16 protein-coding genes, 1 tRNA gene and 2 pseudogenes are annotated in these 16,912 nt (G+C 67.0%); 12 read left to right on the top strand and 7 right to left on the bottom strand.

The window, feature by feature from the left end; all coding sequences use genetic code 11:
- Positions 1–2: 2 nt before the first annotated feature.
- Positions 3–500, top strand: coding sequence for a MogA/MoaB family molybdenum cofactor biosynthesis protein (locus CKW46_RS24975; protein WP_482052527.1), 498 nt, complete (start codon positions 3–5; stop codon positions 498–500).
- A gap of 19 nt (positions 501–519) precedes the next feature.
- Here CKW46_RS24975 and mscL read toward each other — a convergent pair whose 3' ends face one another.
- The 4 genes from mscL to CKW46_RS24955 all read right to left on the bottom strand — a co-directional run bounded on the left by mscL (position 520) and on the right by CKW46_RS24955 (position 2,796).
- The gene (mscL, locus tag CKW46_RS24970; RefSeq protein ID WP_011742224.1) at positions 520–975 is read right to left on the bottom strand and encodes a large-conductance mechanosensitive channel protein MscL; all 456 of its coding nucleotides are present in this window, start codon (positions 973–975) and stop codon (positions 520–522) included.
- A 76-nt stretch (positions 976–1,051) separates the two neighbouring features.
- Positions 1,052–1,726, bottom strand: coding sequence for an SAF domain-containing protein (locus CKW46_RS24965; RefSeq protein ID WP_117435567.1), 675 nt, complete (start codon positions 1,724–1,726; stop codon positions 1,052–1,054).
- 66 nt (positions 1,727–1,792) lie between these two features.
- Positions 1,793–2,128, bottom strand: a complete 336-nt coding sequence (locus CKW46_RS24960) for an FmdB family zinc ribbon protein (RefSeq protein WP_011742222.1) — start codon at positions 2,126–2,128, stop codon at positions 1,793–1,795.
- Positions 2,129–2,202: 74 nt separating this feature from the next.
- A complete protein-coding gene (locus CKW46_RS24955) occupies positions 2,203–2,796 on the bottom strand; it encodes a 5-formyltetrahydrofolate cyclo-ligase (RefSeq protein ID WP_117435568.1) in 594 nt (197 codons plus the stop codon).
- A gap of 77 nt (positions 2,797–2,873) precedes the next feature.
- Here CKW46_RS24955 and CKW46_RS24950 point away from each other — a divergent pair, with 77 nt between their 5' ends.
- The 5 genes from CKW46_RS24950 to CKW46_RS24930 all read left to right on the top strand — a co-directional run bounded on the left by CKW46_RS24950 (position 2,874) and on the right by CKW46_RS24930 (position 7,318).
- On the top strand, positions 2,874–3,791 hold the full coding sequence (locus tag CKW46_RS24950) for a UTP--glucose-1-phosphate uridylyltransferase (protein ID WP_012396073.1): 918 nt from the start codon (positions 2,874–2,876) through the stop codon (positions 3,789–3,791).
- Positions 3,792–3,842: 51 nt separating this feature from the next.
- On the top strand, positions 3,843–5,132 hold the full coding sequence (gene glp / locus CKW46_RS24945) for a molybdotransferase-like divisome protein Glp (RefSeq protein ID WP_015357011.1): 1,290 nt from the start codon (positions 3,843–3,845) through the stop codon (positions 5,130–5,132).
- A 22-nt stretch (positions 5,133–5,154) separates the two neighbouring features.
- Positions 5,155–5,808 (top strand): GNAT family N-acetyltransferase, encoded by a 654-nt coding sequence (locus CKW46_RS24940; RefSeq protein ID WP_012396071.1) that lies wholly within the window; start codon positions 5,155–5,157, stop codon positions 5,806–5,808.
- A 206-nt stretch (positions 5,809–6,014) separates the two neighbouring features.
- On the top strand, positions 6,015–7,193 hold the full coding sequence (gene sepX / locus CKW46_RS24935) for a divisome protein SepX/GlpR (RefSeq protein ID WP_015357010.1): 1,179 nt from the start codon (positions 6,015–6,017) through the stop codon (positions 7,191–7,193).
- 52 nt (positions 7,194–7,245) lie between these two features.
- A tRNA-Ala gene (locus CKW46_RS24930) sits at positions 7,246–7,318 on the top strand.
- 109 nt (positions 7,319–7,427) lie between these two features.
- Here the strand turns inward: CKW46_RS24930 and CKW46_RS24925 are convergent.
- Positions 7,428–8,210: an FkbM family methyltransferase gene (locus CKW46_RS24925; RefSeq protein ID WP_117435569.1), complete on the bottom strand. Its 783-nt coding sequence runs from the start codon at positions 8,208–8,210 to the stop codon at positions 7,428–7,430.
- A gap of 335 nt (positions 8,211–8,545) precedes the next feature.
- Between CKW46_RS24925 and CKW46_RS24920 the strand changes: the two are divergent.
- The 4 genes and pseudogenes from CKW46_RS24920 to CKW46_RS24905 all read left to right on the top strand — a co-directional run bounded on the left by CKW46_RS24920 (position 8,546) and on the right by CKW46_RS24905 (position 13,306).
- Positions 8,546–9,932, top strand: a pseudogene (locus CKW46_RS24920) (tyrosine-protein kinase domain-containing protein).
- A pseudogene (locus tag CKW46_RS24915) lies at positions 9,929–11,333 on the top strand (O-antigen ligase family protein). Before CKW46_RS24920 ends, CKW46_RS24915 begins: the two co-directional pseudogenes overlap by 4 nt.
- Positions 11,330–12,451: a glycosyltransferase family 4 protein gene (locus tag CKW46_RS24910; RefSeq protein ID WP_117435570.1), complete on the top strand. Its 1,122-nt coding sequence runs from the start codon at positions 11,330–11,332 to the stop codon at positions 12,449–12,451. The pseudogene CKW46_RS24915 and the gene CKW46_RS24910 overlap by 4 nt, the downstream one beginning before the upstream one ends.
- Before the next feature lie 93 nt (positions 12,452–12,544).
- Complete coding sequence (locus CKW46_RS24905; protein ID WP_252872296.1) at positions 12,545–13,306, top strand: class I SAM-dependent methyltransferase; 762 nt, start codon at positions 12,545–12,547, stop codon at positions 13,304–13,306.
- Here CKW46_RS24905 and CKW46_RS24900 read toward each other — a convergent pair.
- On the bottom strand, positions 13,285–14,034 hold the full coding sequence (locus CKW46_RS24900) for a carbon-nitrogen hydrolase family protein (protein WP_015357006.1): 750 nt from the start codon (positions 14,032–14,034) through the stop codon (positions 13,285–13,287). The genes CKW46_RS24905 and CKW46_RS24900 overlap by 22 nt on opposite strands.
- A 167-nt stretch (positions 14,035–14,201) precedes the next feature.
- Here CKW46_RS24900 and CKW46_RS24895 point away from each other — a divergent pair, with 167 nt between their 5' ends.
- Entirely contained in the window at positions 14,202–14,825 is a 624-nt protein-coding gene (locus tag CKW46_RS24895) for a class I SAM-dependent methyltransferase (RefSeq protein WP_015357005.1), read from the top strand.
- Between the two features lie 159 nt (positions 14,826–14,984).
- Positions 14,985–15,764, top strand: coding sequence for a class I SAM-dependent methyltransferase (locus tag CKW46_RS24890; RefSeq protein ID WP_238559436.1), 780 nt, complete (start codon positions 14,985–14,987; stop codon positions 15,762–15,764).
- Here the strand turns inward: CKW46_RS24890 and CKW46_RS24885 are convergent.
- On the bottom strand, positions 15,744–16,703 hold the full coding sequence (locus CKW46_RS24885) for an FkbM family methyltransferase (RefSeq protein ID WP_015357003.1): 960 nt from the start codon (positions 16,701–16,703) through the stop codon (positions 15,744–15,746). The two genes, CKW46_RS24890 and CKW46_RS24885, sit on opposite strands and share 21 nt — an antisense overlap.
- Positions 16,704–16,912 lie beyond the last annotated feature (209 nt).

Below are 16,912 nucleotides of genomic sequence, written 5' to 3'. Positions count from 1 at the left end.
CCATGGAACAGGGTGCGGAGTTAGTAGTCGGCCGGGCACTCGTCATCGTCGTGGACGACCGCACCGCGCACGGCGATGAGGATCACAGCGGGCCGCTGGTCACCGAGCTGCTCACCGAGGCCGGTTTCGTCGTCGACGGGGTGGTTGCGGTTGAGGCCGACGAGGTCGACATCCGAAACGCGTTGAACACCGCGGTGATTGGCGGGGTGGACCTGGTGGTATCGGTGGGCGGCACCGGTGTGACGCCGCGTGACGTCACCCCGGAGGCCACCCGCGAGATTCTGGACCGCGAAATTCTGGGTATTGCCGAGGCCATCCGGGCCTCGGGATTGTCCGCCGGAATCACCGACGCCGGGCTCTCACGTGGCTTGGCCGGGGTATCCGGGAGCACGTTGGTGATCAACCTGGCCGGGTCCCGCTATGCCGTGCGGGATGGGATGGCGACGCTGAATCCGTTGGCCGCCCACATCATCGGCCAACTGTCGAGTCTGGAGATCTAGGCCCGGGCCCGGTGACGGGTCAGGTGTCCGCGCGGGGTCCGTAGTTCGGCGGGGGCGTCCCGGCTGTCCCCGGGGCCTCGTGCCGGCCGGACGAGTTGGAGTTCGTCTGTGCGAGCAAGTCGCGGATTTCGGTGAGCAGGACGATTTGGGCGTCGTCGGCCTGCTCGACCTCACCCTTCTTGCGCAACGTGTTGTAGGGCACCACCACCAGGAAATAGACCACCCCGGCGACCAGGATGAAGTTGATGGTGGCCGACAGCAATACGTTCAAGTCGATGCTCTGGCCGCGGCCGATGCCGATCTTCAAGATGCCCAGATCGGACTGCTCGTTGACGCCCACCCGGTTGATCAGCGGCGTGATGATGCTGTCGGTGAACCTGGTGACCAGCGCCGTGAATGCCGTACCGATGACCACGGCGACGGCCAGGTCGACGATATTGCCCCGCGAGAGAAACTCCTTGAACCCTTTGAGCATTGGGATGTCCCTTCAGGAATGGACCGAGACTGGACCGCGTTTGCTGTCGATCACCTGTCCAACGGCGGCGAGCTGCTCAGTGCAGGGTCAGGGTGAGAGTCTGCCCAAGCGCAGAGCCCGCCACCATGTTCGCCAGGCGAGCCGGCAGCGCAACCAACACTACGCGGTGAGCGTGCGTTTGTAGCTCCTGCTTGGCCGACACCAGCACGACGACGGCGTCGGTGGCCACGACCTTCGCGGCCGGTGGGGAGGGCTGATTGGCCGCCGGCGTGTCGGTGGGCGGCGCGGCCAGGACGTCCACGACGTCGCCGACCCGGATCAGATCGATCAGCGCACTGTCGGCCAGATGCAGCGGCACGACCCGGGCGCCGGGGCCCGCGGTGGACTCGGCCAGCCGGCTGCCCAGGATTCGGACGTCGGTGAGCACCTCGCCGCGCCGGGTGGGGCTGGCCAGTGTCGCCCCGACCAATGCGCCCACATCGGTTTGGGATCCGTCGGGAAGGGTTGCGGCCGAACGCGTTTCCAGGCGGACGTCCGCGATGGTCAACGGTGTGCCCGGCGACAGGTCACGCGCGGCAACCACCACCTCGCAGAGGTTGGTGTCAGGGCTGGGCCACAGGGCGGCGACGGCGGCCAGCACGACCAGAACGCCCGCGACAACGCGGCGGGCCAGGACGGTCCGGGTCCACTCGGGACGCACCGACACCGCTATGCGGCTGAGCAGGGTTGGGTTTAGCGAGGGATCCGCCACGGTGCAAACGGTAGGCGGGTGGCGGGGCGGCGGGTGCCGGTCAGACGGCTCCCTGTGGATAACCCGCTAGCTCGAGGTGCTGGCTGCGGCCGGGGTGGCGCTGCTTGTCGACTTCTCCTTGGAGCTCGACGACGTGCTCGACGTCTTGGCGTCGCTCGACCCGGAGCTGCTGGAAGATTCGCTCGACGACGACCCGCCGCTGGAGCTCTTCGATTTCTTTGTCGCTTCGCGGCTATCGGTGCGGTAGAAACCGCTGCCCTTGAACACGACGCCAACTGCGTGGAACAGCTTGCGCAGCCGACCGGAGCATTCCTCGCACGTGGTGAGCGAGTCGTCGGTGAACGACTGCACAACGTCGAAGCGGTTGCTGCACTCAGTGCACTCGTAGCTGTAGGTCGGCACAGAAACCTCCGGATTTGGTCAGTCTGGGTTAGCACTCTACCGTTTCAAGTGCTAGAGTCGCCACGTGAGCTCGATCATTCCCGGTGTGGAAAGGAAATGATCCCGCGCTGGGGGGTAATCGCGTGCGTCATCCGCACGTCGTGCGGCTCCGAGGGCAACCGGTCGACCACCTCCTCGTCGCGCACGATCGCCAGCAAGCGGGCTTGCGGGTTGCGGTTGGTCAGGGACCGGTCGTAAAAGCCCAGCCCCTTGCCGAGCCGGACACCCTCGAGGTCGACGGCAAGGGCGGGCAGCAGCACCAGGCTGGCCTGGCCCACGGCTGACTCCGGCAGCCAGGGCGCCGGCGGTTCCAGCAGTCCCCAGCGGCCGCGCACCAGCTCACCGGGCCGATACTCGCCCCACATCAGCGGCAATGGGCCGTCGCCGTCGGTGGTGCGGGCGACCGGCAGCAACACCCGCGCCCCATGCTGCAACAACACGTCGAGCATGGTGATCGAGCCCGGCTCGGTGCCGACCGGAACGTATCCGCAGACGGTGGCGCCACCGTCGATGACCTGCGCCAAGCGCGCATCGAGGAGCAGGGCTTCGGCGGCGTGAACGTCGTCGGGGACCACGCGCCGGGCCTGCCGCAGCCGCGCCCGCATCGCCGCCTTGTTCACCGACGTCATGGCCTCAACGATGACAGGTCACGATTTCTACCGGCCGGACCGACTCGGCGATTCCTGGCGAGGTTATCGTTTGAACGATGTCACAAGAAGTTGCGATCCCCTTTACGGCGATCGTTCCCGCTGCCGGCCTGGGTACGCGGTTCCTACCTGCGACTAAGACGGTGCCCAAGGAGCTGCTGCCGGTCGTCGACACGCCCGGTATCGAGCTGGTGGCCGCCGAGGCGGCCGCCGCCGGTGCCGAGCGGCTGGTGATCGTCACTTCGGAGGGCAAGGACGGGGTTGTCGCGCACTTTGTCGAGGACTTGGTGCTCGAGGGCACGTTGGAGGCCCGCGGCAAGACGGCCATGCTGGCCAAGGTTCGCCGGGCCCCGGCACTGATCAAGGTCGAGTCCGTGGTGCAGGCCGAGCCGCTCGGACTGGGGCATGCCATCAGCTGTGTCGAGCCGACGCTGTCCGATGATGAGGACGCCGTATCGGTGCTCTTGCCCGACGACCTGGTGCTGCCGACCGGCGTGCTGGAGACGATGTCGAAGGTGCGGGCCCGGCTGGGCGGCACGGTGTTGTGTGCCATCGAGGTATCCCCCGACGAGATCAGCGCCTACGGCGTGTTCGATGTCGAGCCGGTGCCGGGCGGGGAATGGGCGGCAAATCCCGATGTTCTCAAGGTCAAGGGCATGGTCGAAAAGCCCAAGACCCAAGACGCGCCGTCGATGTTCGCGGCCGCGGGGCGCTATGTGCTCGACCGCGCCATCTTCGATGCGCTGCGCCGGATCGAGCGCGGCGCCGGGGGTGAAGTTCAGCTCACCGACGCGATCGCGCTGCTGATCGCCGAGGGGCATCCGGTCCATGTCGTGGTGCACCGCGGATCCCGACACGACTTGGGAAATCCCGGCGGCTACCTCAAGGCTGCGGTTGACTTTGCATTGGATCGTGACGACTACGGCCCGGATTTGCGGCGATGGTTGGTGGCGCGATTGGGCCTGACCGAGCAGTAGCCGAGCGGGTTGGGCCCAGCTCGCCCACTTGGCTCGACGGAAAGGCGCGCTGTGCGTTCTGTAGAGGAGCAGCAGGCCCGAATATCGGCCGCTGCGGTGGCCCCGAGGCCGATCCGTGTTGCCATCGCCGAGGCGCAGGGCTTGATGTGCGCCGAAGAAGTGGTCACCGAACGTCCCCTTCCGGGTTTTGATCAGGCCGCCATCGACGGGTATGCGGTGCGCAGCGTCGACGTGGTGGGGGTCGGGCAAGACCTCGCCTCCGGCGCCGCCGAGTTCTTTGTCGACGACGGCAGCGCTACCAGCCGTGATGCGGTCACGCTGCCGGTGATGGGCACCATCGAAGCCGGTGCTCGCACACCCACCAGGTTGCAGCCCAAGCAGGCGGTTCGGGTGCAGACCGGGGCCCCGCTACCGACGCTGGCCGACGCGGTCCTGCCGCTGCGGTGGACCGATGGCGGAATGAATCGGGTTCGGGTGCTGCGCGGGGCGCCGTCGGGCGCCTATGTGCGCCATGCCGGTGACGATGTGCAGCCCGGTGACGTCGCGGTGCGCTCCGGCACCATCATCGGGGCCGCCCAGGTGGGGCTGCTGGCCGCGGTGGGGCGCGAACGGGTGCTGGTGCACCCGCGGCCGCGGCTGTCGGTCATGGCGGTGGGCGGGGAGCTGGTGGACATCTCCCGCACGCCGGGCAATGGGCAGGTGTACGACGTCAACTCCTACGCGCTGGCGGCCGCCGGCCGGGACGCCGGCGCCGAGGTGAACCGGGTCGGCATCGTCAGCAACGACCCCAAGCAACTCGGCGAGATCGTCGAGGGCCAGATCAACCGGGCTGAGGTGGTGGTGATCGCCGGCGGGGTGGGCGGCGCGGCCGCCGAGGCGGTCCGCTCGGTGCTTTCCGAGCTCGGCGATATGGAAGTGGTTCGCATCGCGATGCATCCGGGATCCGTTCAGGGGTTCGGCCAACTCGGCCGCGATCGGGTCCCGACGTTTCTGCTGCCCGCCAACCCGGTCAGCGCCTTGGTGGTGTTCGAGGTGATGGTTCGTCCGCTCATCCGGCTCTCCCTGGGCAAACGCCAACCGATGCGCAGGATCGTGCAGGCCCGCACGCTGTCGCCGATCACCTCGGTGGCCGGCCGCAAGGGCTACCTGCGCGGCCAGCTCATGCGGGATCAGGAGAGCGGCGAATACCTGGTTCAGGCGCTGGGCGGGGCTCCGGGGGCATCCTCGCACTTGCTGGCCACGCTGGCCGAGGCAAACTGTCTGGTTGTGGTACCCACCGGAGCCGAACAGATCCGTACCGGCGAGATCGTTGACGTCGCCTTCCTGGCGCAGCACGGGTAGAGCGACCCACGGCAAGATCTTCGTGAACCTCATGCGCGCTGGGCAGCGCCATCCCGGTTGGCCGATGGATGTCGGTCCGCTGCGGGTTCGTGCCGGCGTGATCCGGCTGCGCCCGGTTCGAATGCGCGACGGCGCGCAGTGGAGCCGGACCCGGCTGGCCGACCGCGCTCACCTGGAACCGTGGGAGCCCAGCGCGGAGGGCGACTGGACCATCCGGCATTCGGTCGCGGCCTGGCCGGCGGTGTGTTCGGGGCTGCGTTCGGAGGCGCGTAAGGGCCGGATGCTGCCGTATGTGATCGAGCTGGACGGCAGGTTCTGTGGCCAGCTGACCGTCGGCAACGTGGTGCACGGGGCGCTGCGTTCGGCCTGGATCGGCTATTGGGTCGCCAGCTCGCAGACCGGTGGGGGAATCGCCACCGGTGCGGTGGCACTGGGGCTGGACCACTGCTTCGGGCCGGTGGGGCTGCACCGGGTGGAAGCCACGGTGCGCCCGGAGAACGCGGCCAGCCGAGCGGTGCTGGCGAAGGTCGGGTTCCGCGAGGAGGGGCTGTTGCGCCGCTACCTCGAGGTGGACCGGGCATGGCGCGATCACCTGCTGGTTGGCCTCACCGTCGAAGAGGTCGAAGGGTCGGTGGTCTCGACGCTGGTTCGCGCGGGGCAAGCCAGCCGGCTCTGAGCGCCGGCGGCAAACCGGCCGGTGCGAATGGCGAAATCCCGCTGGCGGGAGCCCTAGGGAAAATTGGGGCTATCGCGACACGTGTGGCGTGTGGTGCTTGTGGGAGGCAAATTACAGGTGTGTAATTGCCCTTGGGCGCTTTTGACCCGGCCGCGTTGGCCACTGATGTGCCTCGCGGGGATCGGAACCGAAGAGAGCAGGTCACTATGCCAAGCATCCCGCAGTCGTTGTTGTGGATATCGCTGGTGGTGCTGTGGCTGTTTGTGCTGGTACCCATGCTGATCAGCAAACGCGAAGCGGTCCGTCGCACCAGCGACGTCGCCTTGGCTACCAGGGTGCTCAACGGGGGCGCGAGCTCGCGACTGGTCAAGCGCGGCGGTCCGGCCGCCGGTCATCGCAGCGACCCCGACTGGAAACGCCAGCGAGAGTGGGACCACGAGGCCCACGACGATGACGACGACGAGGACGACGCCGAGCCGGAAACCGACCAAATCCCGGAGTTGGCGCACGGCGATGACGAGGTAGCCCAGGACACGGGCAGCCAGGGTGCGGTCATCATGAAGGTGGCGGCCACTCGCGACACCGCGGTCGACGAGCCCGACTACCTCGATGTCGATGTCGTCGAGGAAGACTCGGGTGTGCTCTGCCTGGGCCCCGGCGCTCGATCGGCGCAGGAGCAGCCGATGGCGCGGGCGGCCGGCACGGCGGTGCCGGAGGCCGAACTCGACGGTGAAGAAGAGCCCGTTGACGAGTCGCAGCTAGGTGATGAGCCGGAATTGGCCGACGACTCCGAACTCGACACCGCGGAGCTCTTCGCGGCGCGCGCGGCCAACCACGAGCACGCCGAAGACGACTATGAATACATGGACGACACTTCCGGTTTGGAGGCGCAAGCCGACGACGAAGAGGGCTACGAGCCGACGCCGAGGTACACCTCCGGTGCCTCGTGGCGGCGCCGATACGACACCAAGACCGCCGCAGCGGTCAGCGCTCGCAAGTACGCGTTCCGTAAACGCATGCTGGTGGCGATGGCAGTGGTGCTGGTCGGCTCGGCCATTGCCGCCTTCGAAGTGACGGCTGCCGCGTGGTGGCTCTGCTCGGCAGCCACCGTGGTGACGATGCTCTACCTGGCGTATTTGCGCCGCCAGACCCGCATTGAGGCCAAGGTGCGGCGGCGCCGGATGCAACGACAGGCCCGGGCGCGGCTCGGGGTGGAAAACACCCACGACCGCGACTACGACGTGGTGCCGTCGCGGCTGCGGCGTCCCGGCGCGGTGGTGCTCGAGATCGACGACGAGGACCCGATCTTCGAGCATCTGGACTACGCCGGCCCGGTGCGCGGCTACGGCTGGCCGCGGGACTTGCCGCGCGCCGTGGGCCAGTAGGGGCAGGCGGTTCGGCCGTTGCGGCCGCGGCTGGTAGCCTGCATAGCGTTCAGGGGCTATGGCGCAGTTGGTAGCGCGACTCGTTCGCATCGAGTAGGTCGGGAGTTCGATTCTCCCTAGCTCCACAGATTCGCAGACTCGGTTCACAAGTGAGCGCCGAGTCGCGTGGCGGATGCCCCGGCCGTTGGCTGGGGTTTTTTCGTTCGGCCGGCGGTTGCCGGGTGATGGCCCGGTCTAGGGGACGAAGACGAAATTGTTGACGTAGACGCCCCGGGGCGCCCAGCCATCCCGCTGGCCGCCGATGTTCGCCGGGTTCTGATGCCGGGCGACGTCGAACTCGGCGATCGGGCGCCGCTCGTCGCTGAGTTCGAAGAAGCCCCGGTACCCGAGTCCGCCCAACAGGGTGGTGATCTCGGCCACGGCGTTGGGGCGATGGCGTTCCTCGGCTTCCACCAGAATCGTCGGCCGGTTGCGCATGAGAGTGTCGGTGGCGCCCCGCAACACCGCCAGTTCGTGGCCTTCCACGTCGACCTTGATCAGGCCGACGTCGCTCAATTGCAGATCGTCGAGGCGCTTGACCGCTACGTCGATGCTTCGGATTCGGCCAGCCACATCGCCCAGGGCGTTGCCGGTGTCTATCGTGCTGCGGCCCGGTTCGGACTCCACGACGCGCATGGACAGGCAACCGGGCTTGTCGGATAGCGCCACCGCTTCCACCCGCACCGCGGCGCCGACCGCGTCGAACATCGAGGCCAGCTCGCGCGCCTGGGCGGGCCGGGGCTCGAACGCGACGACCGAGCGTGACGAGGCCAGCATCGCGATGGTGAACTCGCCGACGTCGGCCCCGATGTCCACCGAGATGCGATCCGGATCGCACAGCGACGCGGCCAGCCGGACATCGGCGCGGGATTCCCCGAGGCGTTGCAGCACCCGGTACTTGCGTTGCCAGAAAAGACCCGGCGCGACGGTTCGGACCACCGGAGCGAGCCACCGTTTGATCCGGGCCGCGGCTGTCATCGGCGGCAGTCTTCCCTCGCGATCGTGAGCCTGGCGTCGCATCGGCATCTCCTACGGCCAAGCCATTGCCGGGTTAGAACGCGTTTGCGCCGCGGCTTGTCGGTGACACGCTACGCGAACCGGCGTGGTCAGCGCTGCGCGCTTGGGGGCCACCGCGCGGTGTCGGGGCTGGTCGGGGCTGGTCCGGATGTCGGTGCCGGGTCCGGGGGCAAGGACCGCCGTATCTCCTGCGTGACGGCGAGAATGCTGCATAATTCCAGAGGAATTCCCAGTGCGGGTGCCCAGGGAACGCGATCGGCCCTCTTTGTGTGGCGCCGGCTCAGAGGGGGTAATGGATGGATTTCCGCACCTTTGTTCAGACCCTCGCCAAGCGCTGGAAACTTGTGGTCGGCGCGCTGCTCGCGTGTCTGGCCGGCGCGACAGCCGTCACCGCATTTCAGACCAAGGTCTATCAATCCTCGGCCACCATCTTCATCTCGGTATCCGGGCAGACCGACGTCAACGACGTGTACTGGGGCGGGTAGGCCGCACAAGACCTGTTGTCGTCATATGCCGAGATCGCCGGGGGCCGTGAGGTGGCGCAACGCGCCATCAGTCAGCTGCAGCTGCCGATCAGCCCCGAAGCTCTGGTGCAGCAGACCCAGGTGAAATACACGCCGAAATCAATGCTGTTCACCATCGCGGTTTCCGACACCGATCCAAAGCGTGCCGCGTTGCTCGCCGGGGGCATGGCCGATTCGTTCGCCACGCTGGTTGGGACGCTCGGTTCGGCCCCGCGCGCACTCGGCGCCGAACCGCAGCAGCAGGCGCCGCCCACCGCCCCGATGGCCAGGGTGACGGTGGTCAAGCGGGCCGAGGTGCCTGTTAGTCCCAGCCGGCCGCTGCCCAAGCGCAACTTGGTGATGGGGCTTGCGGCCGGGTTGCTGCTCGGGATCGCGGTGGCGCTGGCCCGTGAGGCCAGTGATCGCACCGTGCATAGCCGCCGGCAACTCGACCAGCTTTCGGGTCTGCCGACGTTGGCCGAGCTTCCCGGCCGGCGCGGCGGCGTGCCGCAGTTCGGTACCGACGTCGCCATCGACGACGCGGTGCGCGGCCTGCGTACCCGCCTGCTGCGGGCGATGGGGCCGCAGGCCCGGCGCCTGGTGGTGGCGGCGCCGTTCGCCGGCGAGGGAACCACGACCACCGCGCTGAATCTCTCACTGTCCTTAGCCGAACTCGGTGAAGACGTACTTTTGGTCGAGGGTGACACCCGTCGGCCCGTGATTGCCGGCTTGCTGAAGGTGGAATCCCGAGAAGGGTTGGCCAACGCGCTGGCCAACCCCGAGATCGCGCTGGAAGTCGTCAAGCCCACCCGGATCTCGAAGCTGTTCATTCTGGCGTCGCGAAGTGTCCGCCGCGAGACCGCGTCGGCCAACGCTTACCTGCCGGAAGTGATTGACAGCGTGCTGATGGATCTTTCGGCACGCTTTTCCCGATTGGCGATCGACGGCCCGCCGGTGCTGGCCACCGGCCGATACCGGCTTGCTGGCCGGGGCCGTGCAAGCCACGGTGCTGGTGGTGCGCGCGGGACGCACCACCGTCGATGAAGTCGACGACGCGCTGTCGGCGCTGCGCGCGGCCGGGGCGAACGTCGTCGGCACCGTATTGACCGACGCCCGAATTTCGCGCCACACCAGCGCCGCCGCCCGGATCTACCGCGGAAAGCTAAGCGGGCTGTCGTGATCCTCTACCTGCCGCGCCGCTATCGCTTGGCGATGGGTGCGGCACTGCTCGCGGCGTTCTTGTTCGGATGTTTCGTTTTCGGCGTGCTGTCGGTGCGTCACACCGGCCAAGGTGTGATGCTGATCGCCGGGATGTTCAGCCTGGTCGTGTATTGGGCGAAACCCGAAGCGATGGTAGGGATCGCGCTGTTCTTGGCGTTCGCGGCGCTGCCGGCAAGCCTGCACGTGGGCAAGGTCGTCGGCCCGGGCGTGATCTACGCCTATCAGGTGGCGTTGGTGCTGGCGATCTGCTACCTGATTCCACTGGTGCGACCGCGGGTCTCCGATTTCGTGCTGCCCGGCATCTTCGCGGTGGCGGTGCTGCTGTATGCGGTGGTCGGGCTGGTGCTTGGACACCCCGACTGGGTGGTGATGCGGTCGGCGCAAAACCTGTTGGAGATGGCCGGCGGGTTCGTCTTGGCGCTGTTGGTGGTGTACGGCAACGATTGTCACGATGGTCGTGACGCTGTGGTTCTCGGCGGGCATGGCCATTGTCGGTTCGGTGCATGCGATCCGGCTGGCCGGCCGGGCGGAAAGCCTTGCCGAGACGACGGGAGCCGACCAGGCCCTGCGGATCATCTTGTCCGCGCAAACACCGGCCACCGCCGTGCTGAGCGCATTGGTCGCCGCGGTGATCGTTGGGCGGGTCAGGCCGGCCTTCTTTTTCGCGCTGGGCCTGCCCGCGTTGATCATCGTGTTGCTGGCCACCTTCAGCTGGCCGGCGCTGCGCCGGACCGCCACGCTTTTCCTGGTCGGCACCGCGGTTGTCGCGTTTGTGGTGCCGACCTCATTGTTTCTGCTGCAGCAGTCCAGGGCCGGGGCGTGGCTCGCCGATCAGTTCACCGCATTCAACCAGCGTGTGCTGCATGGCCTTTCGGGCGGCGCGCTCGCCGTCGACGAATCGACGCAAGATCGGCTGCGCGAAATCGACAGCCTCGACCGCGCGATCGCGGAAGCCCCGGTGTTCGGCCACGGCCTGGGCTACGCCTATCAGCAACCGTACGGAGACGACCCCGACGACTTCACGATGAAGCTCTACCCGACCTTCTCGCACAACTTCTATCTCTGGTGGCTGGCCAAGGCCGGGGCGGTGGGCATGGCGGTGTTTGCGATCTTCGCCCTCACCCCGCTGTTCGGGGCGCTGCGCCGCGGGTCGGACCGCGCCAAGATCGCTGCGGCCACCAGCATCGGCTTGCTGGCCATCTCCGCCGTCTGGCCATTGCCGGAGATGCCGGTGGACGCCCTGGGCTTGGGTCTGGTCTTGGGGTTGACGATGGGATTTGCCACGCAGCGACGCGGCGGCGCCGATGCCCAGGCCGCGGATACCGACGCGGCGCTGGCGCCGGCGGGCACGCCCGAGTGAACTCGGTCGGGGTGCCGACGCCGCAGGGCCGGCTGCGCGTGCTGGTGGTCGGCCCGGCCCCGGCCGCGGCGACCAGCCGGGGCGGTATGGCCACGGTGATCGCGCTGATGGCGGCCCATCCTGACCCACACATCCACATCACGGCGGTGCCCACGTTCATCGACGGCCCGCTATGGCCGCGGCTGATGCTCGGTGTCCGCGGAATGCTGCGCGCCACCTGGCTGGTGCTGCGCAAGCGCACCGATGTCCTGCATGTTCATCTGGCCCACGGCGGCAGCGTGATTCGCAAAGCCCTGCCGCTGTTAGCGGCGCGACTGACCGGTACACCGGCGATTGTGCATGCCCACAGCTACGACTTCGGCGGCTGGTTCGATCAGCTCGCGCCGCCAGCTCGGGCGGCGGTGCGCCGGATGCTGGCCGCCGATCACTGGGTGGTGCTGGGGGAGCGCCATGTCCAGGAGTACGCCAGCCGGCTGCGGTTGCCCACCAACCGGATCAGCGTGCTACCCAACGCGGTTCGAATTCCGAACACCCCGGTGAATCAGCTGGGGGTCCAGCGGGTGCATGCGGTGGCCCTGGGGCGGCTGGGCGTGCGCAAGGGCAGCTATGACCTGATCGAAGCGGTAGCGGCGCTCGATGAGACGGTGCGCAACCGGCTGCTGGCCACGCTCGCCGGGGACGGCGACGTCGCCCAGGTGCGTGCGGCGGTCGCCAAGGCCGGTCTGGGCGAGACGATCGACGTGGTGGGCTGGCTCGATCCGATGGCGCGCGACGAGTTGCTGTGCCGTGCAAAAATTTTCGTGTTGCCCAGCCGCAACGAGGGCCTGCCCATGGCGTTGCTCGAGGCGATGGCGAACGGGCTGGCCCCGGTGACGACAACGGCGGGCAGCATCGGCGAAGTGGTCACCGATGGCGTCAACGGCCTGCTCGTTGGGCCCGCCCACGCCGATCAGCTCGCGCACGCGCTCGGCGCCCTGGTGACCGATGAGAACCTGCGCGCCCGCCTGGGCGGGGCCGCCCGAGAGCGGGCCGGTGAGTTCGGGCTCGACCGCTGGTATCAGCCGCTGACGCGGTTGTGGGCAAGCCTGGCCAGCGATCCGCACCCGTCCCGGCGATGACGATGTCAACCAACCATCCCCGACGGTGTTCTCATAAGGTACGACGATGACGACAGGCACGGTGGCCGGCGGCGATGCCATGCCGACACACGGATGGGTCGGGTGGCGTTGACCGAGAGCGAAGAGTACGCCCGGCAGTACTTCGATGAGCAGGCGGAGTCCAACAACGAGTATTGGCGTCGGTTCGGGGTTGTCCCCGACTGGGCGGGCAAGCGGGTCCTCGACGTCGGCTGCGGCCATGGCGCGTTGTCGATCGACATCGCCCAAGCCGGCGCCAGCGTGCTCGGCGTGGATCTGGATGAAGGGCGCGTCGCGTTCGCCAATCGCAACCTGGCGCAGCGATTTCCCGAGCTGGCCGATCGGGTGAGGTTTCGGGCGGTCGATGTGCGGTCGCTTCCGGTGGACGAACCGTTCGACGTGATCCTTTCCAAGGACACCTTCGAGCATGTTGCCGACGTGGCGTCGTTGCTTTTGGCCCTCGGCGAACGGTTGACCCGGCCCGGCGGGCGCATCTACGCGGGATTCAGCCCGCTGTATTACAGCCCCTTCGGCGACCATGGGCGCACCGGCTTGAAGGTGCCCTGGGCGCACGCGATCCTGCCGAAACGGCTGGTGTTTGCGGCCGCAGCACGCAAATACGGCCATCCGGTGGGCTCGCTGTTGGACATCGGCCTCAACGGCAACACCCCCGATCAGTTCCGGGCGGCGTTCGACAACAGCGGACTGCGACAGCTCGACATCGGCTACAACCGGGGCGCCAAGCGGTTGCTGCCCGCATTGGAGAGGGCGCGCCGGCACTGGCGGCGCTTCGACAGGTTCACCACCGTCAGCATCTATGCCGTCTTCGGGGTGTGATCGTCGCCGGCCCGACCCGGCGGGGTCCGGCCGATCGTGGCGTGTGCGATCTGGTCCGGTCCGGCGCCGGCCTCGGCTACCAGCGTCGACGTCGCCGACCAGATAGCCGAATGGCCCGCTGTGTGTAGGTAGCCACCTCCGGTGGGCCCGGCGAAGCTTGCCATGGCAACCGGCGCGGTACACGTCGCGGCAATGGTGCGAGCACGGTGCCGTTGCTCGCCGAGTTCCCCGTCATGATGAACGACACCGCAGGCATACAGGTCCACCCCGAGCCGCGCGGTGCCCCGCACGTGCTCGGGCACACCAGTGTCACGACATATCCCCAACCCAATGCGCCACCCGTCAAGGTCGATCGTTCGGGGGCCGGGACCTGGCCGGAACCGCGCCTTTTCGGCGGCGCCCAGGTGCGTCTTGCGGTAGACTACCTCAGCGCCCGAGGAGTCGACCAGCACCATCGCGATGTAGCGCCGCCCGCGGTCTTCGACGGGTGCGCCGACCAAGGCACTGCAACCCGTTGCCGCACATGCCAATACCAACCGATCAACGACTGGGCCGGCGACATCGACCGGTGCCACCTCTAGTTGGTAGCCCGTGAGCGAAAGCTCCGGAAACACCACCAGGCGTGCGTTGGCCCGTTGGATCAGGGCCGCGTGGGCATCGACATTCGCGGCCACCGCGCCCATCACGGTTCGTGGCTGTGCGACGGCAACCACCAACTCCGTCTTCACCTGGTGCATTCTCGCCGAACGCCGCGTTTTCCGCAGCGGGGCGTTTTCTTGCGGTGCTCACCGGCAGCCATTAGTTTCGTTATGCGGCGGTCGCTGGCAGGATCCGGCTCGAAACGCCACACCGGAGATTCCGATGTCATCGGGCCGACGTCAAAGACTAGGGATAAATGTCGAACTGGTTGCGCGACACCGCCACGGACATCAATTCGCGGCGATCCCTTTCGGGGCGCGCCCGCGCGAGACGATGGCGGCACCTCATCGAGGTTTTTCCGTCGTTCGCCGAAATGCGAGTGCTCGATCTGGGCGGAACACCGGAGTCGTGGCGGTTGGCCCCAGTGCGGCCCACCGCGGTCACCACGGTCAACCTGCTGCCCATCGAATCGCAGATCACGGGCATCACCGCGATCCAAGGCGACGCATGTGAGCTGCCCAGCACGATCGCGAACGACCACTTCGACCTGGTGTTCTCCAATTCGCTACTGGAACATGTCGGCGGCCATGTGCGGCGGCAACGCTTGGCCGACAATGTGCACCGGCTGGCCGACCGGCACTGGGTGCAAACCCCCTACCGCTATTTTCCGATCGAGCCGCACTGGTTGTTCCCGGGCATCCAGTGGTTGCCTTACGAGGCGCGGGTGCAGATATCGATGCGCTGGAATCGCGGTTACATTCGGACGCATACTCGCGAAGAGGCACAAGAGCAGGTCGATGAGATCGACTTGATCGGTATTGCACAGATGCGCCGATACTTCCCGTCATCGTTGATTTGGTACGAACGATTCGCCGGCTGATCAAATCGCTGGTCGCCATCAAAACCGACCACGACGGATAGGTAACGGCGGCCGCGGCACCGGCGGGGCCCCAACCGGGCGGAGCCGACATACTGAAATTGTGCGTTTACCGTCGCACCGGGCCAGCGTTAAGGGGACTAGATGAGCAGTCGAACGGACTTGAAGACCGTCGACAGCTGGAGCGACGAAGTGGCGCTGTGTTCCTCGGTCATCAAAAGTCTCGGCGGTCCGCTGGAGATACTCGAAGCCGGATGTGGGCTCGAATGGCCAATCAATCTGGATGGCATCGATTATCGGTTGACCGGTATCGACCTCAATGCTGATGCGCTGCAAAGGCGTGTTGAGAAGGTCGGAGACCTCGACGAGGCGATTCTGGGTGATTTGACCGTCAAGGGAACGATCCCGCCCGGGCGCTACGACGTCATCTACAGCTCGTTCGTGCTCGAGCACATCCACGACGCCGAGGCCGCGCTCGCGTTGATGCTCGACGGGCTCAAACCTGGCGGGCTGCTGCTGCTGCGTATCCCGGACCGCGACGCGGTCTACGGCTGGACCACGCGGCACACACCGTTTTCGGCTCATCTGGCCTACTACCGCTACTTCGTGGGTTACCCCGACGCCGGGAAGCCCGGCCATCCGCCGTTTCGCACCTACCATGCGCCGGTCATCTCCCGGCACGGCATACGGGCGTTCTGCGACAACAACGAGTGCACGATTGTCGAAGAGCGCGGGCACACCTATTACGTCCGGGGCAAAGGCTTACGGGTCCGGATCGTTCGGGCATACGCAAAAGCGCTGTGGGCCTTGTCCTTTGGTGTTCTGGCCTGGCGGCACAATAACCTCACCTACGTGATCCGCAAGGCGGAGCCGGTCAAGTCCGCCAACGCCGTGCACCGCGCCGCCGGGTTCGGCCAGAGTTCAACGACCCCGACCGGGTGAACGGGTCCACTTCGCGGCGCTCGCCCGCAGTCGATGCTTTAGCCGGCTAGCGGCGTTTTGCGCGCGCCAGAGCGCTGATTTGTGGCGAACCGCGCGCCGGTAAATATCCAGGTAGCGTTGCGCGCTTGCGGGGCCCACCGCGCCCCTGGCCTGCAGCAGCTGCACGCACCGGAAGGACAGGTCGAACGAGCCATAGCAATGATGCGAAATCATTGCCAGGTGCTTGAGCTGTTCGGCGGTCATCGCGTCGGGGTCAAAGAAGTCCCGGACGTAGACGATGTCGGTTTCCAGGATCTGGTTCAGTGGGCGGCTTGGACTCCCGCCGACGACAAAGTCGCCGATCACCCATCTCTTCACCGCGTTGGGGATGCAGTGCGGGACAAACCCCTGACTGCGTAGTTCCAGGTCGACATCCCCGAAGCGCGGCTGATCCCGATACAAGGTGATGAATGAGACCTCGGTCTGAACTGCCACCGCTTCGGCCAGTTTTTCCCGGCCGTTCTGAAAAACAGCCAGTTTGCCGCCTTGGATATCGATTTTCAAGAGATCAAGATGTTCGATTTCACCGATGTCGTCGAGGCGATGAGTCTGGATCGGGAGGCGCTCGATCACCTTGCCGAACGGATCGAAGAGCGTGAACAACCCCTGCGTTGTCGGGTCGGGTTCGAGCAGGCTGGTCATTCCCCCCGGTGGCGGGCAGACCTGCAAAGTCTGTGGCGTGCCGTCGCCGAGGGTGTAGGGCAGGTAGGACTCGTTGGGGCCGCGCGTGCGCTGCAACTCGAGCAACGCTTCGGGCCCCGGCTCGAAGCCGGTGAGGTGGCACAGGCCTGCGTTGAGCATGGCCGTGTACGGCCAGTCGCCGCAGCTTCGGCTGGCCCCGACATCAACGATGTGGGTGAGCCGCGACGGGGACAGAATGTCTCGCAACCCGCCGGTCAATCGAGCACCGCCGAATGTCTGTATGTTTGCTGCGCCCTCGTGAATTGGGGCTTGTCGCGACGGTATTGGCAGCGACGGCGGTGGCCGCGCGGCGTTGGCCGTTGATCGCTGCGCTTGGCCACGCCGTCACCTTAACCATCCGCGGTGGCGCCAACCAAACAGCGGCGCGGCTTGTTGGTTGGCTCAGGCGGGTCAGCGACACCGCGTGA

It is taken from the genome of Mycobacterium liflandii (genome assembly GCF_022354805.1).
GTDB lineage: Bacteria > Actinomycetota > Actinomycetes > Mycobacteriales > Mycobacteriaceae > Mycobacterium > Mycobacterium marinum.
This window is presented reverse-complemented; position numbering and strand designations above follow the sequence as displayed.